23 protein-coding genes and 1 pseudogene are annotated in these 23,961 nt (G+C 38.6%); 13 read left to right on the top strand and 11 right to left on the bottom strand.

The genetic code is table 11. The annotated features are described in order from the left end of the window. Positions 1-59: 59 nt before the first annotated feature. Both CJ263_RS16110 and CJ263_RS16105 read left to right on the top strand, forming a co-directional pair. Positions 60-584: a hypothetical protein gene (locus CJ263_RS16110; protein ID WP_127137563.1), complete on the top strand. Its 525-nt coding sequence runs from the start codon at positions 60-62 to the stop codon at positions 582-584. After that, entirely contained in the window at positions 581-1,759 is a 1,179-nt protein-coding gene (locus tag CJ263_RS16105) for a toxin-antitoxin system YwqK family antitoxin (protein WP_094998214.1), read from the top strand. Before CJ263_RS16110 ends, CJ263_RS16105 begins: the two co-directional genes overlap by 4 nt. A gap of 123 nt (positions 1,760-1,882) precedes the next feature. Here CJ263_RS16105 and CJ263_RS16100 read toward each other — a convergent pair whose 3' ends face one another. Next, the gene (locus tag CJ263_RS16100; RefSeq protein WP_094996355.1) at positions 1,883-2,854 is read right to left on the bottom strand and encodes an IS110 family RNA-guided transposase; all 972 of its coding nucleotides are present in this window, start codon (positions 2,852-2,854) and stop codon (positions 1,883-1,885) included. 311 nt (positions 2,855-3,165) lie between these two features. After that, positions 3,166-3,414, bottom strand: coding sequence for a hypothetical protein (locus CJ263_RS16095; RefSeq protein ID WP_094998213.1), 249 nt, complete (start codon positions 3,412-3,414; stop codon positions 3,166-3,168). 62 nt (positions 3,415-3,476) lie between these two features. Here CJ263_RS16095 and CJ263_RS16090 point away from each other — a divergent pair, with 62 nt between their 5' ends. Next, a complete protein-coding gene (locus CJ263_RS16090) occupies positions 3,477-4,046 on the top strand; it encodes a hypothetical protein (protein WP_094998212.1) in 570 nt (189 codons plus the stop codon). Positions 4,047-4,338: 292 nt separating this feature from the next. Here CJ263_RS16090 and CJ263_RS16085 read toward each other — a convergent pair whose 3' ends face one another. Then, positions 4,339-5,469, bottom strand: a complete 1,131-nt coding sequence (locus CJ263_RS16085) for an IS91 family transposase (protein WP_094996498.1) — start codon at positions 5,467-5,469, stop codon at positions 4,339-4,341. Then, positions 5,469-6,308 (bottom strand): tyrosine-type recombinase/integrase, encoded by an 840-nt coding sequence (locus CJ263_RS16080; RefSeq protein WP_308423278.1) that lies wholly within the window; start codon positions 6,306-6,308, stop codon positions 5,469-5,471. Before CJ263_RS16080 ends, CJ263_RS16085 begins: the two co-directional genes overlap by 1 nt. A gap of 277 nt (positions 6,309-6,585) precedes the next feature. On the opposite strand from CJ263_RS16080, the gene CJ263_RS16075 reads away from it, so the two are divergent. Further along, positions 6,586-7,161 carry a hypothetical protein gene (locus CJ263_RS16075; protein WP_158657182.1) on the top strand — a complete coding sequence of 192 codons (576 nt, stop codon included), beginning with the start codon at positions 6,586-6,588 and terminating at the stop codon, positions 7,159-7,161. A 101-nt stretch (positions 7,162-7,262) separates the two neighbouring features. Here CJ263_RS16075 and CJ263_RS16070 read toward each other — a convergent pair whose 3' ends face one another. Further along, positions 7,263-7,529, bottom strand: coding sequence for a hypothetical protein (locus CJ263_RS16070; protein ID WP_094998210.1), 267 nt, complete (start codon positions 7,527-7,529; stop codon positions 7,263-7,265). Between the two features lie 61 nt (positions 7,530-7,590). Between CJ263_RS16070 and CJ263_RS16065 the strand changes: the two genes are divergently transcribed. Then, positions 7,591-8,100 (top strand): DUF3124 domain-containing protein, encoded by a 510-nt coding sequence (locus CJ263_RS16065; protein WP_094998209.1) that lies wholly within the window; start codon positions 7,591-7,593, stop codon positions 8,098-8,100. A 1-nt stretch (position 8,101) separates the two neighbouring features. After that, entirely contained in the window at positions 8,102-8,719 is a 618-nt protein-coding gene (locus CJ263_RS16060; protein WP_094998208.1) for a MarC family protein, read from the top strand. Between the two features lie 295 nt (positions 8,720-9,014). Here CJ263_RS16060 and CJ263_RS16055 read toward each other — a convergent pair whose 3' ends face one another. From CJ263_RS16055 to CJ263_RS16045, 3 genes are all read right to left on the bottom strand, one after another. Then, positions 9,015-10,079, bottom strand: coding sequence for a cellulase family glycosylhydrolase (locus CJ263_RS16055; RefSeq protein WP_094998207.1), 1,065 nt, complete (start codon positions 10,077-10,079; stop codon positions 9,015-9,017). Positions 10,080-10,300: 221 nt separating this feature from the next. Further along, a complete protein-coding gene (locus tag CJ263_RS16050) occupies positions 10,301-11,269 on the bottom strand; it encodes a DUF5712 family protein (RefSeq protein ID WP_094998206.1) in 969 nt (322 codons plus the stop codon). A gap of 30 nt (positions 11,270-11,299) precedes the next feature. After that, the gene (locus CJ263_RS16045) at positions 11,300-11,860 is read right to left on the bottom strand and encodes a BfmA/BtgA family mobilization protein (protein ID WP_094998205.1); all 561 of its coding nucleotides are present in this window, start codon (positions 11,858-11,860) and stop codon (positions 11,300-11,302) included. A 677-nt stretch (positions 11,861-12,537) separates the two neighbouring features. Between CJ263_RS16045 and CJ263_RS16040 the strand changes: the two genes are divergently transcribed. Beyond that, positions 12,538-13,818 carry a hypothetical protein gene (locus CJ263_RS16040; RefSeq protein WP_094998204.1) on the top strand — a complete coding sequence of 427 codons (1,281 nt, stop codon included), beginning with the start codon at positions 12,538-12,540 and terminating at the stop codon, positions 13,816-13,818. Positions 13,819-13,884: 66 nt separating this feature from the next. Here the strand turns inward: CJ263_RS16040 and CJ263_RS16035 are convergent, their stop codons facing one another. Further along, on the bottom strand, positions 13,885-14,076 hold the full coding sequence (locus CJ263_RS16035; RefSeq protein WP_094998203.1) for a hypothetical protein: 192 nt from the start codon (positions 14,074-14,076) through the stop codon (positions 13,885-13,887). 84 nt (positions 14,077-14,160) lie between these two features. Here CJ263_RS16035 and CJ263_RS16030 point away from each other — a divergent pair, with 84 nt between their 5' ends. Further along, complete coding sequence (locus tag CJ263_RS16030; RefSeq protein ID WP_094998202.1) at positions 14,161-14,769, top strand: hypothetical protein; 609 nt, start codon at positions 14,161-14,163, stop codon at positions 14,767-14,769. A 310-nt stretch (positions 14,770-15,079) separates the two neighbouring features. On the opposite strand, the gene CJ263_RS16025 is transcribed toward CJ263_RS16030, so the two are convergent. After that, positions 15,080-16,330 carry a site-specific integrase gene (locus CJ263_RS16025; protein ID WP_094998201.1) on the bottom strand — a complete coding sequence of 417 codons (1,251 nt, stop codon included), beginning with the start codon at positions 16,328-16,330 and terminating at the stop codon, positions 15,080-15,082. A gap of 492 nt (positions 16,331-16,822) precedes the next feature. Here CJ263_RS16025 and CJ263_RS21480 point away from each other — a divergent pair, with 492 nt between their 5' ends. Continuing rightward, entirely contained in the window at positions 16,823-17,032 is a 210-nt protein-coding gene (locus CJ263_RS21480) for a YkvA family protein (protein WP_094998200.1), read from the top strand. Between the two features lie 100 nt (positions 17,033-17,132). Further along, a pseudogene (locus CJ263_RS16015) lies at positions 17,133-17,468 on the top strand (heavy metal translocating P-type ATPase); the annotation flags it as partial. Positions 17,469-17,695: 227 nt separating this feature from the next. Here the strand turns inward: CJ263_RS16015 and CJ263_RS16010 are convergent. Further along, positions 17,696-18,553, bottom strand: coding sequence for an AraC family transcriptional regulator (locus CJ263_RS16010; protein ID WP_094998199.1), 858 nt, complete (start codon positions 18,551-18,553; stop codon positions 17,696-17,698). Positions 18,554-18,647: 94 nt separating this feature from the next. Here CJ263_RS16010 and CJ263_RS16005 point away from each other — a divergent pair, with 94 nt between their 5' ends. The 3 genes from CJ263_RS16005 (at position 18,648) to CJ263_RS15985 (ending at position 23,925) form a co-directional block, all read left to right on the top strand. Further along, positions 18,648-20,555 carry a heavy metal translocating P-type ATPase gene (locus CJ263_RS16005; RefSeq protein ID WP_094998198.1) on the top strand — a complete coding sequence of 636 codons (1,908 nt, stop codon included), beginning with the start codon at positions 18,648-18,650 and terminating at the stop codon, positions 20,553-20,555. 132 nt (positions 20,556-20,687) lie between these two features. After that, complete coding sequence (locus CJ263_RS16000) at positions 20,688-22,634, top strand: FTR1 family protein (protein ID WP_094998197.1); 1,947 nt, start codon at positions 20,688-20,690, stop codon at positions 22,632-22,634. 886 nt (positions 22,635-23,520) lie between these two features. Then, positions 23,521-23,925 (top strand): hypothetical protein, encoded by a 405-nt coding sequence (locus tag CJ263_RS15985; protein ID WP_229702474.1) that lies wholly within the window; start codon positions 23,521-23,523, stop codon positions 23,923-23,925. Positions 23,926-23,961: the final 36 nt, after the last annotated feature.

Genomic DNA, 23,961 nt, shown 5'->3' with positions numbered 1-23,961 from the left:
AACCCACGCAACGGCTCATATACAAACACGTTGGCATTCATTATAACCAAACCCGAAATTTGAGAGACAGAATTAAAAAATATACTGTTTTGATGGAGAACACATCAAAATCAATTGCAGAGGATTTAAAAGACTACTTTAAAAATTATGACTATTCCAAACCTAATAGTGATATTCAAATTATAAAGGTCGAAACAGAAAATGACCTCAAAAAGATTTATTACGGAACTGGTTTTTACATCATACTAACCAACAAAATATTTGAGAAAAACCCGTGTCAATTTGACTATCAAAACTTGAAAGCTATTTACAGAGGACATTCATACTTTACCAAAAAAAGAATTTTAAGTCATCTGTCCAACGAATATTACAACTCGACAAGAAAAAGCAACGAACCAAATTACAAAGTTTGCTTAAAAATTGAAGACAAAATCAATGGAATAAATATAAATCAAGAACCTTACAAAGATTGGAAATGGACTGTAATAGTTCACAAAATGAAAAATAGCTCAAAATTAATCCGAGAACAAATGGAAATAGCTTTCGATAACGTATTTCAAAAACCTTGCAAATCAATAAAATGAAAAAAATTACTTTATTATTCTTATTCGTCTCAAATTTTATCTTTTCTCAAACATTGGTAAAAACATATTACGACCCCTATTCTAAAACCAAAATAAAAGAAGTTTATCAGGTAAAACCAAATACACCAACAATAAACGGTTATTATAAACTTTACGATGAATATGGAAATTTATTGGAACATCGAAACTATACGAATAACAAGCTGAATGGCAAATCAACAACTTATGTTGGAGCAAATGAGGCGTCTGTAACTTATGGAGGTGTTCAGAGTTTAGGTAAAATATCTGATGTAGCTAATTACAAAAATGGTCGATTAAATGGCGAAAGATTAAGATACAATTTTAGCGAAAATGGTAAACGATATTTAGAATTCAGACAGACTTATAAAAATGATATTCTCGTTAGCAATACAATTTACTTTCCAAATGGTCAAGAGAAAAAAATATTAAAGATTGGGAAAAGCTTTGAGTACTATGAAAATGGGAACAAATTTGCTGAATACACAATAAATGAAAACGAACAGATTGATGGCGAATATTTAGGTTGGAGCAAATCTGGCTATTTAGAGGTAAAAGGTTTTTTAGTAAATGGCGAAAAAGATGGTGCTTGGATTGAATACAACGAAGATGGTACAATAAAATCAAAAGACTTATACGAATTGGGCAAGCTAATGCCAACACAAGAAGAACAAGAAATAGCTCGCCAAAAGGAAATAGAAAAAGCAAAAAAAGAAGAAGAAAGAAGGAAACTACTTGAAGAAAAACGATTGGCGGAACAAAAAGAGACCGAACGAATAAAAAAAATTGAAGAAGAAAGACTTGCTTTGACCAAAAAGGTCAATGAGCTATCAAAAGAGTTCGAGCTACAAATCAAAAACATTGAGAAATTATATGTAGTGGAGGATAAAGCTGGGTCAATGCTTTTTGACGAAACAGTTTATAAGACCAAAAAGAAACATTTGTATAACGCCTATGCAATTGCAACAAATTATGTCAAGGCTGAATTGAGAAAGACAGACGATTTGCAACAGAAAGTCGATTTGTTAACTTTAGGTATTGGGTTATCTGAAAAAATGAACGAATTAAGAAATACAAAAAGTAGAGATTTAGAGAAGAAACTAAAAAGGATTGACAAACCTTTGGAAATAATAGAAACACTCGGAGTGAAAAAATAACGAAATGCCAACAAAGAACTGAGCTAAAAAACAACTCTTTTCCGCATTAAATTTGAAACATAGTTATCCTCTACCACAACCCATAGGTAAGGATTATGGTCAAAAAAATCATTTACTTTCATTCTACCTTCTAGTCAGAACAGAGACAAAACCCTCATCATAGGGCAATCCGGATCTGGCGATTGCAAAACTCTGTTTAAGAAGCTTGTTGGCTACAGCTATCAATGCCAGTTTCTTGCTCTTCCCCTTGTTCACGATTCGCTCATATACCTCCTTACATGCCTTGTTGTGCTTGCAGGCGGTAAAGGAACATAGGAACAAAAGATTACGTAGCTTTCTATTGCCCACTTTGCTTATCCGTGCACGACCTCTAACGCTGCTCCCCGATTCTCTGATCGTTGGGGTAATTCCGACATAACTACAGAGCTGTGATGCATTCTCGAACTTGGAAAAACCATCCGTCACAACTATCAAGAACAATGCGGTCTTTTGACCTATTCCCGGTATACTGGTGATTAAGGTCAATTGCTCTTGTTGGTCTTCTTTTACCAAGGAAAGGATTTTTGATTCGATGGCTATCACCTCCTTATCAAGCTGCTTCTTGTTACGCACCAAGGAACGATGGACAAACTTTGAGGGAATACCCAGAACAGCTTCTCCATGTATCTTGTTCTTAGTTGCGGTACGTTGTTTTAAATAGGTGTCCAATAACCGGAACAACTGTAAACATTCACTCTGGGTATCCGTCAAGGAATTGTAGAGTGGAACATCATTGGACAAAGCGTATTCACAAATAGCCTTTGCATCACTTTTGTCCGTCTTTACCTTGGCCAGTTTCATTTGTATGAAACGCTTTATGGACAATGGATTTACAACAGAAACGATTACTCCGTTTTTGTAAAGAAACTGTGCAAGTCTATAATGATAATAACCGGTAGCTTCCATAACCACCAATGAACCTTGGGGCAATTCCTTAAGGTATTTCCTGAATCCCGTTTCATCGTTCTTATACTGGCTGTGACCAATGTTACTACCATGTACATCAAAGACATCCTTACTGATGTCGACTCCAAAAGTTTCTTTATATTTATTCATAACGAATGTTTTATGAAAGAACTGGCTACTTCTGCTCACAACAACTTGAAAACGAGATCTAGGTCTCACAGAACTGAACGTGATTTAAGTAGTAAAAGAGAGAGGATTATCAATGTTGTCGAAGTCTAAAGCTTCACCGTGTATAGTAACCTTAATTCTCTCTTTTGTTCTTTCTGATTTATACAATCAATTTATAGAGAATCAAACTTAAGAAGTGTATAATTAATTGCGGTTGGATTCCTAAAACGGAATCCTTTGCAATCAATTATCTTTAGAACCAGGCGGACATTTTCCGTTGGAAAAGTCCGCAACTAATCATACACGAACCGTTGGGACGGATTTTGAAAGCCTCCGGCCTCAACCAAGTCGCTACATTGCTGCGCAATTCCCGCCCCTTGGGCATCACCTCCCAACGCCCCGCTAAACCAAATTGCCAATGCGGTCGGGACCCGAGACCTACGGCCCCACGATCGAAAACACCAAAAACCCGACCCAACAGCACCTAAAGGCAATTCGGCAACGTTCTTCTTGTCTTTTAAATTATTTGCGAATAAATTCACATAATTCAAAACCCAGAACGTCACTGCGTTTAGCAGGGCGTTGCCAGTAATTTTGACCTTAAATGAATAAAAATATTATTTTCAAAGTTTGTCTACTAACACTCTTTATTCTAGGATGTAATTCTAAAAATCGCTCGACATCTAAAATTGAAGGGATGGGGCTGGAAAAAACAACTACTAAAAAAGAACCTAAATTATTCGAATCGGATTTTTTTGTGTTTGATTTGTCGTTTACTGATTTTAATCACGCTAAAACACAATTTGGTACAGTAACTTTTAATGAAGATGGAGATTTTGAATCAGTAAACAACCTGTCGAATACGATAGAAATCGGAAGACTTCCCAAAATGTCCGAGCCTGAAAGAAATGAATTAATAAAAAATCTATACGTAGAAAATCATCCTTACGAGGAGATAAAATCTAAACAAATCCAAAACATAGTTATTGGAAATTATAATGCTACTATTTTGGAATCACCATATGTATTTGATGACGTTGAGGGAATTATGTATTTCGCAATATTAAACGGAAACGAATGGAGTTTAGCTTTTAATGGCCGTGCATTTGGAGATGGAAAACTGGACTTACTTGAAAAGTATAAAAAAACAGTAGAATCAGTACGGCTTAAATAAAAACTACTGGCAATAACTAGCGTTCGTGTGGTCGGTACGACCCAGCATGAACGTCGTGTTGACTGAACCGGTTCTCTGTCGGTCAGCCTTCTATGGGTATTGGTCTGTTTTAGGATGGGTTATTTAAGGTCTGCACTTGAACCGTATAGTGATTTGGAGGTCTTGTTTTTCTCCCGAGTATGTCCATCACTTCTTAAATTCTATTGAACCTCCTGTTTTTGGGGTATTTTGGCCGCTTTTGCTTGGTTTCGGACATAGGCTTCCCTATCCCGTTCAAAGGGCGTTTATTTTCTTACTGTGCTTTAGTGTATTTTTTAAGTTTTGTGATCCAGTGTGCCGGTGGTCCCCGTGCGGTAAACGTATGCAGGGTCACCAGTTCTCCCTTTTTACAAGATGGGCAGATTCGGTGTTGCAGGGGCGGTTTTTCTTGGAGCTGTACCTTCCCCAGGGTTTTACCCAAGTGGTCAAGACTTTTGCGTTTATGGTAAGCACTTAATATCCCATAATGGCGGATGCGCACAAACCCCTTAGGGAGTATGTGCAGGGCAAAGCGCCTGATGAATTCAGTATCGCTCAGGTACATCAGGGATTTGTTTCCCCCGTGGCGGTAATCTTTTACCGAAAACACCACGCCGCTGTCATCCAGGTTTTTGATTCGGTGGTTGCTGATCGCAATTTTATGGGTATAGCGACCAAGGTATTCCACTACCTGAGGTGGCCCTAAAAACGGACGCTTGCAATAGACGACCCACTCTTTTTTGAACAGGCTTTGGTAAAGGGCCTCTGGTTGTTCTGTTTTAATTTTTTTACGTAACCCTGCAACAAAGCGGGCACGGAATACCTTGCTCATGGCCTTGACCGGGAACAGGTATTTCCCCTTGTTCCGGGCAGGTTTCCACTTACCACTTTTGGTTGCCCCACCACCGGGCACGATACAATGCAAGTGCGGATGCAGGGACAGGTTCTGTCCCCAGGTATGCAGGATGGCGATCATCCCGGGACCGGCACCTAAAAACTTAGGATTGGAAGCAAACCCCGCTATGACTTCCCATGAAGTTTTGAACAGCAGGCCATACAGCAGTTTGGGTTCGTACAGGCACAGGCGGTTGAGTTCTGAAGGCAGGGTAAATACCACGTGGAAGTAAGGAACGTTCAAGAGCTCTTCTTCCCGTGCCCTGATCCATTGTTCCCTTTTGTGCCCCTGACACTTTGGGCAATGCCGGTTGCGGCAACTGTTGTAGCTCAGGTGCAAGGTATTACAGGATGGATTCGTGCAGTGGTCAATGTGACCGCCCAGGGCAGCCGTACGACATTTGCGCAGGGCGTGCAGGGTCCTTAGTTGCCAGCTGGTGGCACAACAGTCTGCTAAAGACTCCCTGTTGCGATTTAATACCTGGGCCACTTCGTGAGCAGCGGATGCCATTACTCTTTGTAGAGCCGATCCAGTGGACTGAAAGGCTTTTGCCTGCCCAGTTGTGCCACGTGAAGGTAGGTCAGTGTGGTCTGTATATCTGCGTGCCCCAAAAGGTCCTTTACACTCATAATATCCAAGCCCATTTCCAGAAGGTGGGTAGCATAACTGTGGCGCAGGCTGTGGGTGGTCACTTCCTTTTGAATACCACTATGTTTACGGGCTTCCCGTACAATCCAGCGAACCCCTTGGGTAGAAAGCGGGACTGGACGCCCTTCGGTATTGTTCCCAGTGAAGCACCAGGTGCAAGGATTTTCTGCCGCAAGATATGTTTTAAGTCCGCGGATCTGCATCCTCGACAAGGGTACATACCGATCTTTCCTGCCTTTGCCTTGGCGGACGTGAAGCATCATACGATCAAAATCCAGATCTTTTAACTGTAGGTTGCACAGTTCAAAACAGCGCAGTCCGCAGCCATAAAGCAGCGCCAATACCAGACGGTGCTTCAGTAGTTTTGGGGCTTTTAAGAGTTGCTTTACTTCCCTACAACTTAAAACTACAGGGAGTTTTTTGGGACGCTCAATAGCGGGGAGCATTACCTGCATCTCTTTACGATTTGATATCCGGTAGGCATACCTCAGACCATAAACGGTATGCTTGAAGAAGCTGCTCGACGGGGTCTTGTGCCGGGACTTTAAAACATGTAGATAATCCAGCACCTGTTCTTCATCCAGATCGAGTGGACTGCACTTAAAATGCAGGGCTATGTGTGAAAGACAGCGGGCATAGTTGGTCAGGGTGCTTTGGCTTTTGCCCGATAGTTCAACAGAACGTTTTAGTTTGAGATACAATTCCTGGAATTCTGGAACACGTTCACAGGCTCGTTCGATCAGGGTACTACTTTTTTTTCATAATTTGCTAAATATTAGTTTTATACATCTTAAAGGTAGTGAATGGAGATTTAGATAACTCCTGAAGCTACCTTTAGGTTTAGTTCAACACGGTGTATAATTAATTGCGGTCGGATTCCTTAAACGGAATCCTCTGCAATTAACTATCTTCGGTACAGGCGGACATTTTCCGTTGGAAAAGTCCGCAACTAATCATACACGAACCGTTGTAAACAATTTGAGAAAACGCATAATCAAATACGGAATTATAAGTTTAATTGGAATCTATTTGATTTTCCAATTTCTTCCAGTTGGTGATTATTGTTCAGGTCTTGGAAACTTTTTGAGCTCTCTTTTCATAATCGGACTTTTAATTTTAATAGTATTCGTATTAGCAATTCGGAACTTAATTCGAATTAAAAAAAGAAAAGAGAAATTTGATTTTATTCCTTTAATAATAACTCTATTCTTTGGACTTATATGGTATTTTTTAGTGGATATGACTGACAAAAAATTCTGGACTGAAAAATCACTGATTGGATTTGTTGAGGAGGAAGGAACGCCTAAAAGCGGAACATTAGTGCTTTTTAAAAATGGCTCATTCGGAGCTTCATATCATCGTGCTGATTATAGCTGTACATATCAAGGAGATTATGAAATAATTGACAATCGATTAACTCTAAAACGAACTGATTTAACAGAAGTAACTGATAGTATTTTTACGACAAAATATATGATTGTTAGAAAAGACAGTATTTTAAAACCTATAGAAAACGGATTTGTGGAAATCGGAATCTCAAAAATGGCGGAATGAAAAAACTGTTTACAACAATGTATAACCGCAATTACGGCGGATTCGACTACGTCCGAATCCACTCGGAATTGCTAAAGCCTGTGCTAAACTGAAAATAATCGTTAATTTAACCCATAACTGACGGTTATACGAGAACGTTGGGACGGATTTTGAAAGCCTCCGGCCTCAACCAAGTCGCTACATTGCTGCGCAATTCCCGCCCCTTGGGCATCACCTCCCAACGCCCCGCTAAACCAAATTGCCAATGCGGTCGGGACCCGAGACCTACGGCCCCACGATCGAAAACACCAAAAACCCGACCCAACAGCACCTAAAGGCAATTCGGCAACGTTCTTCTTGTCTTTTAAATTATTTGCGAATAAATTCACATAATTCAAAACCCAGAACGTCACTGCGTTTAGCAGGGCGTTGTGTGTAATTTGAAGAATTATGAAGAATACAATTAAAATACTTTTACTTCTACTAATATTTCAATCTTGCAAAGAGAAGGTTGAGATAAGCTCAATCAATCCTGTTGATTGGGAAATAAGGACTATAGAATTTAACCTTCCTGACTCTTTGCCACATGGAACAACTTATCTATCAGTCTATTCACAGATTTATAGTCAGACAGAACATAAAACTCATGATTTGACCGCAACTGTAAGCATAAAAAATGTAAATAAAGCCGACTCGGTTTATATTAACAAAGCTGAATATTATAATACAAAAGGTAATTCTATTAGAACCTATTTTGATAAACCCATATTCATTGCTCCAATGGAAACAGTAGAAATCGTAATTGATGAGCGAGACCAAGAAGGCGGAACTGGTGCAAACTTCCTTTTTGATTGGACAATAAAGCCAAATTCCAATGACCCTATCTTTGAAGCGATAATGATTTCAACTTCTGGTCAACAGGGACTTTCATTTACTACTCAAGGCAAAAAGATAAATTAATATGGCTACTGAAATATTAACTAAAATATTATTCCTTATTGCTGTAATTGACCCTCTAGGTTCCGTACCAGTTTATCTGGAAGCTACTAAACATTTTGACCAAAAACACAAACTCAAAATTGCAATTAGAGCTTCATTAATTGCATATTTAATTCTACTGTTTTTCATTTTAGTTGGTCAAATCATTCTTGAAGGAATGGATGTTTCTCTGGACGCATTCCAAATTTCTGGTGGAGTGATTCTATTCTTGTTCGCGTTAACAATGATTTTTGGCGAAGGGAAACCTGAGTCAGAAAAACATCTTATCAAAGACTATAAGCACGTTACAATTTTCCCAGTTGCAATTCCTTCAATTGCTTCTCCAGGCGCAATTATGGCTGTCGTGCTAATGACAGATAATCATCTTTACACCATTCAAGAACAAGCTATTACGACATTACTGGTATTATTAGTAGTCTCCATGACTATGCTATTGCTTTTAGCTGCAAATGTTGTGCAAAACAGAATTGGGGAATATGGAATAACAGTTATAAGTAAAATAATGGGACTTATTCTAGCTTCTTATGCTGTTCAAAGTGTTCTAAGCGGTTTGAGAGATTTTTTCACTGTATTGAATTGAATAAAAAACTACACACAACAGCACCTAAAGGCAATTTGGCAGATTACTGCAGCCGTAGGATAATGGACATTCTTGCCAGGACCGCCGCTACGGCTTTTTTACTCGACATATCGGCAAGCTATATGTAATCTGGTTCGTCCAGTTGCCCGTCTTTCCTTATGATATTGAAAAATGCCCTAAGCAAAGGGAATACTGAAACTATACACTTATTTTTGATTTATCCACTATATCCTTATCAAGTTCTTATAAATCCATAATGGTTTGGTCAATAAGTTAATATTTATGGTAATAGACCTTAATCAATCCCGTTCAATTTTTTAATTAAATCAACCTCATCCTGACGATAAGGGGTTCCATCTTTCCGGAAGATATCATGAAACCATTCCACAGGTTCCTCCCCACTATCAATTGGTGTGTCCCATTGGTATATGGTATTGGTCTTTCCTTTCACCAATCCCCAATTTATGGCTCCTACATTTTCCTCTTTCAACATCGGCATGATGTTGGAAAATCGGCTATTTCGAGTTCGGGCCATATATTCGGTACAGATCATAGGTCTTCCATGGGTCCTTAAAAGCTCTATGATCAGTTTGTGGTCTTGTGGGTTTCCGTAATGATGGTAGGTAATGATATCGGAATGTAGCGCCTGAAAGGCATTAAGGTCCCCCAATCCCCAGGACCAGATTCCTGCCGATATGGGCTGGGAAGGATTAACCTCCCTTGCCCATGAAAAAACTGCCTCCAACAAAGGCATGGAATCGTTAATCTTCCCCGAGTTTCCAGGTTCGTTGTACAAATCCCAAAGCAAAACCCTTTTATCATCCTTGAAGGTTGTCAGAATATCTTTTACATATGTTTCCAAAAAAGGAAAATTTGCTTTATCCTTGGAAGCCGGATCACCTGGATCCTGCATCCAACCTGAGTTGTGTGTACCAGTCGTAGGTTCCGGTTGCTTTCCGATTTTTGGCTCTTTCCCCCATACGTCATCAAAGATGACGAACATGGTCTTGATTCCCTTACTATTTGAGATATCCAAATATTGGTCCATTCTTTTCTTGAAACCCTTTGAATCTTGTTTGTATGCCAAACTATGGAGGTATACCCGCATCACATTCATGCCAATATCTTGTGCATATCCCAACTCCTTCTCAATGGTTTCAGGGTCAAAAGTATCCTCTTGCCACATCTCCAATTGATTGATTGCCGTACTCGGGATAAAATCAGCACCATTAAGCCATTTATATTGGTCATACCATTTTTCCGCCTTTTCTATGGACCATCTTTGAGATGTGCCAGATTGTGCAACAACTAAGGCCGAGGCCATAAAAAGAGCCCTGGTCAATAATCTTTTGATTTTCATTTTGTTTTTCTTTTAATCTTATATGTTATTTAACAATTTCTAAAGGTAAATAATTATGTATTGACCTCCTCCTATTAAAACCGAACTGTTTGAAAGTAGAACGATAAGAACCCCAAATCTTACCCCCAACTTTTGCGCATGGATCCTATTGGGTTTTTGTAGTGTTCCGCTAGATAAGCGTAAAGCAAAAACCCGAAAGGGCGCAACCTAGTTTTTGGATTTCAGTAGCCCATGTCATCACCCGTGCCCCTTGCTTTATCAATACCCCTTCCAAGTGCCTTGATGATCTTGGCAGCCATCTGCACTTTATTGGTCGGTATACTGGGAGCCTTTACACCCATCGTTTTAAGTAGTTTAAAGGCCATGTCCTTTTCCTTGGTGGGCAGTCCCATCACCTTTGCAAAGAACTTTCCCGGTTCCTTGGCATGGGCCTTTCTCCCAACATAGGATTCCACATAGTTCCGTTTGAACCCAGTTGTCCTGTCAAAGGTCTTTTCGGCCGCTTGGTAAAAGCTGTCCCTATCAAAGCCTCTCTTGACCGTCTTTCCGTTCAGTTCTACTTCGGACGCCCTATGTTTGGCCATTGGGGAAAGCGTATAAGTGTTTGTTACGTCCCTTCTACTGACGATGATATGGATATGGGTCTGAGGCCCCTCTTTTTGCATCCCTGCGGCCACCAGTTGCCCGTTCTGTTTGTGCGGGGCCATTCTTTCTTGCTCTTTGATTCTTTTTTCGAGTTCTTTGACATTGCCGATGGACTCGCCCCGTTCCACTTTCCGTATCTCGTTCCTGAGCCTTGCTATCTCCCTACGATAGGATGCATTCTCCTGTACCTTTCTGTCAAGGCCCCGATAGGTGCGTTCATGTTCTATCCTGGCATAGTCCTCCATGAGCTTCGTTGTATATTCCCTAAGCAAGTTTTGGTCATTGCCTATGGCCTTCAGTTCCCTTTGGTTCGGGCTGACCACTATGGAGTAGAATTTCGGGTCCTTCTGTCTCAGTTTGGCCGTATTGGCATCTATTTCATCGATGACCGTTTGAGGGCTTACGCTGTCGTTGTCCCGGTCAAAGAATTTCTCCCTGAGTTCGGGCATCCTTTCTTGGTTCTCCTTTTCCAGATAGTCCACATAGTTCCCTACACTGGAGTTGTAGGTACTGCCCATTTTCTGTGCCGAGATGGTTAGGTACATAAGCGTTATCTTGATCGGTGTTTCAGGCTTTCAAAATCCCCCGATGCCCATATTGATCTTTAGATACGGCTTTCCCATCATAGGTTCCACCTTTTCCACCTTGTTGAGGATTTCATTGCAACGTTTTTTATATTCTTTGAATTCTTTCAGCATTCTTTCATGTTCCGTTTTCGGAACGGTGTTTCTTGGCTCCAAAAAATCCTTTCGCTCTTCCTGTATCTTGACGGGTTTAGGCTTGGGCTTCCTACCATCTTTTACATAGGCCTCATAAAAGATGAGCACCATTTCATAGGTGGGCCTGATACTGGTCTTTTCCATGTTCTTGATTATGGCGATGATCCTATCGAATTTCTTCATCATCTTTGTTTCCAGCTTTTTGATATTATCGACCACGATCTTTGTTCCTTCTCCAAAAGGGTCAAGGTCGTTCTCCTTGAAATAGCCCAAAATTCTGTCCAATACCTCGCTATGGCATTTGTTGAACTTTTTGGAATAGGTTCGAAAGCGTACGGCCGTTTCCTTCTTTACGGTGATGTTGGAATAACCACCGGTTCCCTTCTTTGTTTTATTATTTGTTGATTGCTTTTCCATAGGACGAATTTTGTTTTTTAGTGAAATTGCGACAACTTTTCCGCCAAAAATTTCCAGTGTTTACAGGGTCTCCCAAAGGGTTTACTGTAGATTTCGGAAAAGTCTACTGTAGCCCCTGTTTTTTCAGGGTATTCCAAAATCTATTCAATTGACTGGTTTTCAACGTGTTGAATACCCAAAAACAAACGTGATGGCGCAATCTGCGCATCACCCTCTTGCTATTCCTTCGTCCCGCAAGCGGGACCGAATAAATACAAGCTGATCTTAAATCAGCTACCATTGTAATTTTATGTTGTTTGGTACGGACTTTAGGAAAGTCAAATCAAATTTGCCCTACAAAAACTAAGAAAATAGGTACTACCATTTAAATATATGGATTTATCTAAAATCAAGTATCTGGATTTGTTTTTAAAATGTATTTTCTTAGCCTCGAAGAAATTCGCCGGTTATAAAGAAAAGAACAGAGTCTTATTTAAAACTTTACCTATTAAGCTATGTCTACAGCAAAAAGAGTAGTCATTAAAACAATGTGCTTTTACTTAAAATAAAATTTTAAATGATTATAATCTGGTCTCAGGGCAAATAGAATTATATTTTTGTAAATCGAGAACAAGTTAAGGGTCAACCCCAACTTTTTCTGAGGACAATCGCTAAAAAGTCTTGACCAAATTGTTACAATGAAAAAGAAGTTTTCCGCATTTTGTTTGTTATCATTGATAATCATTGGCCTTGTTTCATGTAATCCAAATCAAAAAGAGAAGAAGAAATTGGATGACCGTACAATTGTCCATAAAATTCCTTTTGGTCATGGAAAGAATATTTCGCTTCCCCATCTGGTTTCAAACAATGGCACAACATTGATATCATGGGTGGAAAAAGTAAACGACTCCACAACCCAGTTCAATTATGCCACACTTGAAGATGATAAATGGAGCAGCCCAAATGAAATCATCAAAGGACACAATTGGTTCGTCAATTGGGCAGATTATCCAATGATCACCGAAAACAATGGTACTCTTCTGGCTCATTTCCTTAAGAAATCATCAAATGAGACCTTTGCTTATGACATTAAGCTCAACCTGTTGAAAAAAAATGACACCTTATGGAAAACCGAATTGCCACTTCATATGGATGGCACCAAGACCGAGCATGGTTTTGTGACACTTCTTCCCTACAAGGAAGATTCCTTCTTTATTACTTGGTTGGATGGAAGAAACATGGCAGTCGGCTCCAAAATGGATTCAGGACATATGAACCATCAGGGAACCATGAGCATAAGGGCGGCCGAAATCGATAAGAACGGAACTGTTGTAGAGGACATACTTTTGGACGGTAAGACCTGTAGTTGCTGCCAAACTACTGCGGCCATGACAAGCAATGGTCCCATAGTGGTTTATAGGGACAGGACAGATGAAGAAATAAGGGATATTGCCATTACCAGATTGGTGGATGGCAATTGGACCACGCCTAAGTTCATCCATAATGATGGTTGGGTAATAAATGGATGTCCCGTGAACGGGCCAAAAGTCGATGCAGAAGGAAATGATGTGGCCGTGGCATGGTTTACGGCGGCAAATGATGAAGCAAAAGTGATGGTGACCTTTTCCGAAAATGCAGGAGCGGACTTTCTAAATCCTATTTTAATCAGTAACCAAGGTGCGCTTGGAAGGGTCGACATTGTATTGACCGACCAAGAAAACGCCATAGTGAGTTGGATGGAGACCGCAGATGACACCACCTACCTAAAGGCAATGAAAGTAAACAAATTCGGAAACAAATTTGAGCCGGTCCTTATCAGTGAAATGGATTTGTCCAGAAGTTCTGGGTTCCCTCAAATGGAACTTTTGGGAAACAAGTTATTGTTTGCTTGGACAAACGTCGGGGACGGCACTTCCGAAATCGAAACCGCTTATGTGGATCTTGAAGCGTTTTCGAACCAACCCCTGAGTCCTTTTTAGGGCAATGAAATCAAAAACAGCGGGGATATGGACACCGCTGTTCTTTTTTATTGACTTAAGCCAAGTTTAATCATACCCAATGGTCTGTTCCATACCTGAGGCCTCAACTTCACTGGCCGGTATTGGATATATGGTTTTGGGGGATGTGGCCGATATATCCAAATTGCTCACGTTGACACCGGTATTCACATGGTCGCTTTCAGGCCTAACGATATCCTTCCCTGTTCTGATGTAGTCATATACCCCATTACCTTCCAAGGCCAGTTCTCGCCTTCGCTCCTCGGCAATCCTGGTTTTTAACGCTTCCCCATATATTCAAAAAAGCCTCCTAGCATTGGTTTTTTGGACATTATAAAAAACAAACAAAACAACTATATAAAAAAGTTCGCTTTTCATAAATCAAAAAGGTGGGAATATGAGCAAGAACATCGAATTGTAACTAGTAAAATTGGACTTAATTCCTATTATCATAAAGCCCTGAAATCAATCTATTTTGGTTTAAAAATCAATGAATCAGATAAAAGTAAAATTATAAACCTTTTTAAATCAAGAGGAATTCAATTCTATCAAATTGAACTAGAAAAGAACAGCTATTCTTTTAAAGCAGTAAAACTTGAGTCAGATAATTCTCATGAATCTAAGTATTTACAGCAATTACCAATTACTATTTCTAATGGGAAGATTATCGAATTTGAAATCTTGAAAAGTAAAATGTTCAACTATGGTGGAATAGGAGAGTTTAAAGTATTATTGAAACAAGAATTAAATAAGTCGGAATTAGAAACTTTAATTAATTATCTGAAAGAGAATTTATTTAATGAAGGTAAAGTGTTGTTTTTCGAATTCTTTACCGAACAAAACATAGCTGAGGGTGTGCCTTGGGCTTATGTAAATATCCGCAAAGGGCAGACGGATATACAATTTAATCGTAAAAAAAACTGTACACAATAGCACAAGTAACCGTTGTAAAAGTATAGATTTCTAAGAAAAAAGAAAATCAATAAAATATGGCAGGAGAAAAGCAAAACAATAATGATATTTTTATGAATTTAGCGATGTCCTAAGAAGGGTAAGGCTACAGTCAAACCTACTTTCATGGTACAAAAGCAGATAAAGTAGAGACATCCTGCCTCGCTCAGTAAATTTGTTTCGGTAAGATTTGGGGCTTGCAGCACTTTGCTCTGCTTCGTTCGCTTTTTTTAAAGTTTGATTTCAGTTATATAAATAAGGAAAGGGAGCGAAAAATACGCTCCCTTCTTAGTTAAGTAGCTGCACTTTTTTTGGTTGCCTTTTCCTTGAACCTGATCAAAAGATTTCCAATGTCCTCACTTATCTTGGATTCCACGACCCTGGCATAAATCTGTGTGGTAGACAGTTTGGTATGCCCAAGAAGCTTGGATACCGTTTCGATGGGCACACCGTTGGAGAGCATTACTGTAGTGGCAAAGGTATGTCGTGCCACATGAAAGGTCAGGTTTTTATAGATTTCACAGGAGTCCGCTATTTCCTTTAAATAGGCATTGGTCTTTTGATTGGAACTAATGGGCAACAGGTTTTCTTTATTTTCCATTTCCGGACATTGCATATATTTTTCCAATATTTCCCGTGCCTTTGGGAGCAATGGTACCTTAACGGGCTTGTCCGTTTTTTCACGCCTGGTACTTATCCAAAGGTTCCCGTCGATTCCCTTTACGATATTGTCACCGTTCAGCTCCTTGACATCCACATAGGAAAGGCCTGTATAGCATGAAAATATAAAACAGTCCCTTATCCGATCCAAACGTTCGTTCCCCAGTTCAGTGCTTTCCAATTGCTCCAGTTCCTCTTCGTCCAGAAACTGCCTGTCATATTTGTTATATTTCAACTGGAACTGGTTGAACGGGTTCTTGTCCATCCATTCCAATTTAACGGCAAGGTTGAGCATCTTCTTGAACCTTTCAAGATGTTTCATCACACCATTGTTGCCCAATGATAAATTCTTCTTAGAATCTCTGTAATTGCGCAAAAAATGTTCAAAATCCGTTACAAAGACATAGTTCAACTGTTTTAGGCGGATATCGTTGACCTTTCTTTTCTTGGCTAAAAACCTGTTCAGATACTTTTCCGTCGTATAATAGTTCTTCATCGTCCCTTCTTTTAGGACAACTGACATATTCTCATTATGGTACTTGATAAGTTCTCTTAAGGTCTTGCTGTTGTCATCCTCTCCAAGATAACGGGACTTAATGGCATCTGATGAAACGACCCTGTTCCCTTCCAAAAGCTCTTTATGGCAGTCCAACAGTCCACTATAAGCACTCTCCAAATAGGCGTTCAATACCCTTATTCTCTGTGAACCTCCCCTGCCCCGGTTCCGTGAACTGTCCCACTCCTTGGAGGGAATGCTTCTTTTTAGGCTTATCTCAGACCTTTGACCATCCACAGTAATTCGAACATAGATGGATAATTGGTTTGGGACGCTTCTTGATTTTCTGGTAAAGAAAATTACGGTGAAAGTGTGTTTTGATTTCATTGTACATGACTTTGGTTAAACAATAAATTGTAAAGACGAAAGTCAAATCGTACCCTAAAGTCCTTTAAAGTTAGTACATTCCGGATTAATCGTTGTACACCGAATTGCACACCTTTTATTTGGTTTTAAATGAAATCAATTGAATGCATAAAAAACAAAAAACACTGAAAATCAAATGATTAACAGTGTTTTATTGTGACCTATTTCTAGGTTCGTCGGGGTGGCAGAACTAACTTGCCACTAGACAATATTTTAATAACCAGACACTTATATTAATTCAATAAAATTAGGTAACCGAATAGGTAACCTTTGCACCAATTTTATTCGTGAAAACAAAGATATATGAATATCTTAAACTAAAAAAACAATAAATAGGATCAAATTCTATTTGGCATCCCCTTTGTGCAGGATTCCATAAGTATTTAGAACAGTCTCAATGTATTATGAAAAAATTAAAAGTCTGGGCAAAAAAAACTAAAGCAGCAACTGGTGATGTTGCATTTGGCCTACAAAGACAGAAGAACTCTTTGGTCCGCCAAAGTTTTAATTTTTTTCGATATTGGGTATACGCTAAGTCCCATTGATCTGATTCCCGACTTTTTCCCGATAGATACTTATTTCGCCGTAAGTCTAATTCCCAAAGGTGTAAAAACAGAGTGTTTGTTAATAGTAAAGGGGTATAAATGGAACAAAAAAAAATAACTGGATAATTGGGGGTATGATCATTCTATTACGGGTGTTGATTGGTTTTTTGGATCTTTCATAATTTTTTTCAAATATTGAAATAGTTGAATATGCTTAATTTATTTATAGCGGTATCAACGATGCCCCCGTTTTGGCCACGAGTGATGTAGGTATGGCTATGGGCGGTTTGGGCAGCGATGTAGCCATTGAGACCGCCGATGTCATCATCCAGACCGACCAACCCTCCAAAATCGCAAGGGCAATAAAAATAGGCCGTTCGACCAGACAAATAGTTTGGCAGAATATCGGTTTGGCATTCGGGGTTAAAATCGCCGTTATGGTCTTAGGTGCCTTTGGGATGGCAACAATGTGGGAGGCCGTTTTTGCCGATGTTGGCGCAGCCTTTCTTGCCATACTGAATGCGATACTTTTACAGAAAATGAATTGGAAATAAATAAAAAATGTCTCAAAGCCTCAGAAACGGATGAAAGAAAAAAGTTCAAAAACCAACTAAGGACGAAATCACAAATAGTGATAGGGTAAAAGGCATAATTGCCTTAGTCCTTCTGATAATCGTAGCCTTTATTGTTCTACTTTTTTGTGCTGAAAGGTAATATTCATAAGCATTGAAGCTTTCATCGGAATTGGCTCAATTGATTGTTTTATCTATTGACGCTTTATTTAATCAATGCTTTCCTTGAACTGATATGCTGTTTTGCCATAAGCCCTTTTGAAAATTTTGTTAAGATGACTACCGTCTGTAAAATTCAGCTCATCAGCAATTTCTGAAATACTTAAATTGCTGTACTTTAACCTTGTTTTTATAAGCTCGGTTTTATAATCGTTTATATAATTCTTAATTGTTCTGCCGGTCTCTCGTTTAAAATACCTTCCCAAATGATCAGGCGATTTATTGAAATGAGTTGCTAAGGGTTTTATCTTAATAAGATCTTTTTCATAGATGTTTTGTTGGATATAAGTAATGATTTCATAAACCTTGTTTTTTGGATTCTCTAATTGAGAGTGGACGATAATATTTTCTTGAATATTTCTTGCTACAAGATTAAGTAGTAAAAAAACGATATTTTGAACTATAATATGCTTGTATTGTCGGTTATTTTGTTCTTCATCAATTAGCTTATTAATGAGTACTTCATAGATCAATTCATCATTTCCCGTAATAATATTTCCATTTGTGTTATGGTGATTATGAAAAACATACTCCAGTTTCTTAAAAAACCCGCTTAATTCTGCTTTACCACTTTTCTTCTTTGGGTTCTCGACAAAAAAACTTTCGGTAAAATCTATGAAACAGAAGGTAGTTGTTTCCTTAACATCGAAATTATGTATATCCTCTGGTGTTAATAAAAACAGATTTCCTTTTGAGAAATCATAGTGATTTTTATTGATTATGTGAACACCTTTTCCTTCCAATACATAAATCAATTCAAAATAATTATGCTTATGCGATCTTGACGCATTCGAATGGATTGTCTTAGTGGAAATTTTTATATCTGTATAAATATGATTGGAATTCATTGCGCTAAGGTACTTAAAAAAGTCGTTTTTTTACCTAATAATTTCGGGATTAATAAAATATTTTTGTGGAATCAATTCATTTATATCAAAATCGATGATCACGAAAAGTAATCATAAGCCCAATAAGGGTTTTTCATTTGGTTTATGGGAAAGTCACGGGGCGGCAATCGTTACTTCATTTTGTCTTCTATTTATTGTCCTGGCATACTTGGCGCGAATAAATGATTATACATTTGTTGAAATTATCCTCTTCCTGTTTGCATATATTGTTGGTGGTTACCAAAAAGCGGTTGAAGGCATCAGTACTCTATTCAAAGAAAAAGACCTTGATGTTGACTTGCTAATGGTAATTGCTGCAATAGGAGCTGCTGCAATTGGGTATTGGATGGATGGGGCTATTTTAATTTTTATTTTTTCCTTGAGTGGCACGCTTGAAGGATATACAATGGAACGGACGAACAAAGATATTCGGTCCATTCTGGACCTTCGTCCGGAAAAGGCGGTTCTATTAAGGAATGGGAAACAAGTAGAGGTCAAAGCAGAAGAGTTAAAGAAAGGGGATACCATTCTAATTAAACCCGGGGAGCGTATTGCTGCCGACGGTATTATTACCCAAGGATATTCCGCAATTTATCAAGCTACCATAACCGGGGAATCCGTTCCCGTGGATAAAACGGTTAATGATGAAGTTTTCTCTGGGACTGTGAACGGTTACGGTGGCATAGAGGTTAAAGTGACCAAGCAAGCAGAAGAAACGATGCTTTCAAAAATAATCCACTTGGTGCAGGAAGCTAAAAACGAAAAACCACCCAACCAGCTTTTCGTTGAAAAATTTGAAAGTATCTATGCAAAAATCGTTGTCATTACGGCAATAATCCTAATGATCGCCCCTCCTTTTATAATACATTGGTCGTGGAAGGAAACAATTTATAGGGCAATGATCTTTTTGGTGGTGGCTTCGCCCTGTGCATTGGTATCCTCTATTATGCCGGCCATATTGTCTGCAATTTCCAATGCATCCAGGAAAAGGGTTTTGTTCAAAGGTGGTGCGCACCTTGAAAATATTGCAGGGGTCAAGGCGGTAATATTCGACAAAACGGGAACCCTCACCTATGGAGAACCCGTTGTGCAGGACATAATTTCATTCGAAAATTATTCTGAAATGGAATTGTTGAAAACAACGGCTTCCATAGAAGCTTTATCCGAACATCCCATTGCAAAGTCCATCGTGCAACACGCCCTAAATAAGAATATTGAACTGGAGCATTCCATAAACTTACGGTCTTTTAAGGGTATGGGGGTGCAGGGCACTTTAAATGGAATCAGTTATAAGGTTGGTAAAAGGGATATGTTAAACAATATAGTCCTTACCAAAGAACAGGAAGATTTGGCCCTTAAGCTTGAACAACAAGGAAGAACAATCATATTTGTATCTAACGGTCATAATCTTATTGGAATGGTTTCAATTTTCGACCAAGTACGGCTTGAAGCGAGAAGGGTAATCGAGGAATTAAAAAATATGAATATCCGTGTAGCGCTCTTAACGGGCGATAATGAGAGAACTGCAAAGAACATTGGGGAAAGCACTGGAATAGAAGAAATTTATTCAGGTCTTTTACCCGAAGACAAGGTTGATTTTATCAAAAAAATGACCGCCAAATATGGCAAGGTCGCAATGGTCGGGGATGGGGTCAATGATGCACCCGCCTTGGCGGCCGCATCCGTAGGTATCGCTATGGGGGCCGCGGGCACAGATATAGCAATAGAAACTGCCGATGTTATTTTAATGGCCGATGATATTGAGAGAATTCCATTTGCCATTTCTTTAGGCAAAAGAACAAACAGGATTATCAAACAGAATGTGATTTTTGCCATTGGCGTGGCACTTACCCTTATTACTTTAAATTTTATTGGTGGTATTATAAATTTGCCGGAAGGTGTAATCGGGCACGAGGGAAGTACGGTATTGGTGATACTTAGCGGTTTGAGGTTATTAAGGTAAAAAGAAAAACTTTATAGGGTTTTGTAAATGTTGATTTTTAAAAAAAAAAATTACATAAAGTTTAGTTGTTTTCAAAATACGACGCTTTTGTTTATATTTAGTCTAAATAATAATTGTTTTTAAAATTTCTTAATGAAATTGTATTTGTATTCCATACCATCATACGTCCTATATATTTTTATATTCTTTTCTTCTCTTCAAATTTCTGCAAAGGAAAAGGATAGTAATATCCAAAGTGTAATCCATCTTTTGGATTATCTTTCAAAAGATTATCCAATGGCCGTGAGGGAAGGAAAAGTAATCGACAAGGCAGAATATGCCGAAATGCAGGAGTTTAGCGCAAAGATTTTTAACTTAACACAAAAAATAAAATTACCATCCAGATCAGGGCAATCTATCCTTTCTGATTTAAATGATTTAAAAATCCTTGTTCGGGATAAAGCTTCCAGTAAAAAAATTAAGGACTTAGCAGAAAAAGTAAAATGGGCGATCATTAAAACGACCGGCTATGAAGTTGCCCCCTTAAATTGGCCGGACGCGGCAAATGGTCAAAAACTATATACGCAGAACTGTGTTCAATGCCACGGACCAAAAGGCGGTGGAAACGGAACTTTGGCCAATGGGTTAAAACCAGCCCCCGCAAATTTTTTGAATGATTCCCTTATGGCAGGCCTGTCCCCATTTGAAGCCTATAATACGGTCAAACTGGGCGTGGAAGGAACAGCGATGCAGGCGTTTACGGAACTATCCGATAAAGAAGCCTGGGATTTGGCCTTTTATGTCAAATCATTACGGTTTCAAAAACAAGAAATAGATTCTGTATCCCTGAAAAAAATATTCAATCAGCAATATGGGAAAACTTCACTAAAGGATGTTGCCACGCTATCGGATAATCAATTAATCAAAAAACTCGGTTCGAATATACAGGGACAAAAAAAGCTAAAGGCATTGAGGTTTTTTTCCCCTTCAGGAGAACTATCGCAATCCAGTTTGACTGTTGCGAGGGATTATCTTCATCAAGCATTTTCCAATTATAAAAATGGCAATAAAGATGAGGCCCGTCAAAAAGCGTTGGCAGCCTATTTAGAAGGGATTGAACCCGTCGAGATACGCCTAAAAGCCAATGATCCTAAATTTACTTCCCAATTGGAGCAAAAAATGATGGATGTTAGGCAGGTCATTGAACAAGGCAAAAATTCAAGTGAGGTCGAATATAAAATAAATAGTGCCCTCTCAACTATTGACCGCGCCGAAAAAATGATGAAAGATGAAAAGCTCAACTATTGGCTTTCTTTCTTTTTGGCGGCATCCATAATGCTGCGTGAGGGACTGGAAGCTTTTTTGATCATTGCACTTATCTTGGCACTGATACGTAGAACACCAAAGGCTAAAAAAGCCCTGCCCTATATTCACCGTGGATGGATTACCGCTATTTTAATGGGTGTAGCAGGATGGTTCCTTTCAGATTGGATTATTGGCATAAGTGGTCAGAATAGGGAAATAATGGAGGGAATGATTTCATTGGTAGCGGTTATTGTCCTCGCCTTTGTCGGTTTTTGGCTTCACAACTATTCCCATTCCAAAAAATGGAAAGAGTTTATTGAAAAAAAGGTCGGGGCACAATTGAAGGGTGAAAAAATGATCGGGCTGGCATTCTTTTCATTTATGGTCGTTTTCCGGGAAGCTTTTGAATCGATCCTTTTTTTACAGGCCATTGGTTTGGAAACCCAATCTGGCGATCAATCATCCATCGGGTTTGGGGTGCTGGCGGCTTTTGCCTTGATAGGCCTGCTCGCGTTTCTTTTTCTAAAATATTCAAAAAAAATACCGGTCCGGCAACTTTTTAGATATTCCTCGTGGGTAATTACCCTATTGGCGGTAATTCTAATAGGTAAAGGTATTCACGCCATTCAAGAAGCTGGCTGGCTTTCTGTAACAGGTCTCCCTGTTTCCCCTAAAATAGATTGGTTGGGTGTCTATCCTACATTGGAAAGTTTAATATCTCAATTGGTCTTACTTGGGATTCTTATGATGCTATATTATTTGAGCAATTATAGAAATAAAATTCAGATAAACTAAAAAGCGATGTTTATGCTAATATTTCTCACTTATGGTTTTTTATATTTTTTTAAGAAAAAACTTATCGCTATTTTCGCAAAATAATTTAGAAGCAATTTTTGAAATTATTTAGAAATATACTGTTCTTTACCGCAGCCTTCATTATGATAGGTCATGATATCGTGCCTCATACCGACATATCACCGGATGGCGAACAGATTTCTTTTTCTATTGCTCCGGACAGAAGTTTCTCAGCAAATAGCCATAGAACATTCAGAGTTAAACCATATATTTGAGCACTTTCAGCATTCTTCAAATGAAAGGACTCTAAAATATGTGACAAGTGCGACCAAGCACCTTGATTTTAAAACAAAGATCCTTCAAAATAGCGCTTTGATAGTTGATATAGACCATCAATTTATTTGGCACGCAAATTTTGAAAAACAACGCTTTCGGTATTATCCTTTAATTCCATACTTTTCAACATTATCCTCCTATACCTTTCGGGGACCTCCTTCTTGTTAATTCCTTAAGGTGATAACTGTCATTCAAGCTTTAATCGAGTTTGACATTGATGCTTGCTATACCTTAGCTATGCAACAATCTTTTGCCATAGCATTTTCCCTTTTTCATCTTTACGTTAGAAATTACTTATATATCAATATTTATGTCAGAAAACCGCAAAAATAGGCGCAAACAAGAAAGAAATAAAAAATATTCAGAAACAGAAATCAGAAAAAAGTATAAAGCTTTAAAAACTTTCTTTATTGTGGCAATTGTTATTTTCGTGCTACTATTATTTTTATTACTGTTATATAGCCATATGTTCATTACTAATCATACCCATTAAAAATTTGTCACACGAAACAAAATAACTATATTTGTCCCTAATTTTTATTATTATTTTTTGAAGCTATTTAGAAATATACTGTTCTTTACCGCAGCCTTCATTATGATAGGTCACGATATCGTACCTCATACTGACGTATCACCAGATGGCGAACAGATTTCTTTTTCTATTGCTTTAACAGCAGATTCTCAACAAATAGCTCAAGAACATTCAGAGCTAAGCCATATATTTGAACACTTTCAGCATTCTTCAAATGAAAGGACTTTAAAATATGTAACAGGTGCTACCAAGCACCTTAATTTTAAAACAAAGATTCTCCAAAATGCCGCTTTGATAATTGATATCGACAATCAATTTATCTGGCACGCAAATTTTGAAAAACAACGCTTTCGGGATTATCCTTTAATTCCATATTTTTCAACATTATCCTCCCACACCCTTCGGGGACCTCCTTCTTGTTAATTCCTTAAGGTCGCAACTGTTATTCAGGCTTTTAAT

The organism is Maribacter cobaltidurans, from assembly GCF_002269385.1.
Taxonomy (GTDB): domain Bacteria; phylum Bacteroidota; class Bacteroidia; order Flavobacteriales; family Flavobacteriaceae; genus Maribacter; species Maribacter cobaltidurans.
The sequence above is the reverse complement of the archived record's forward strand: the minus strand, read 5'-3'. Positions and strand labels throughout refer to the sequence as shown.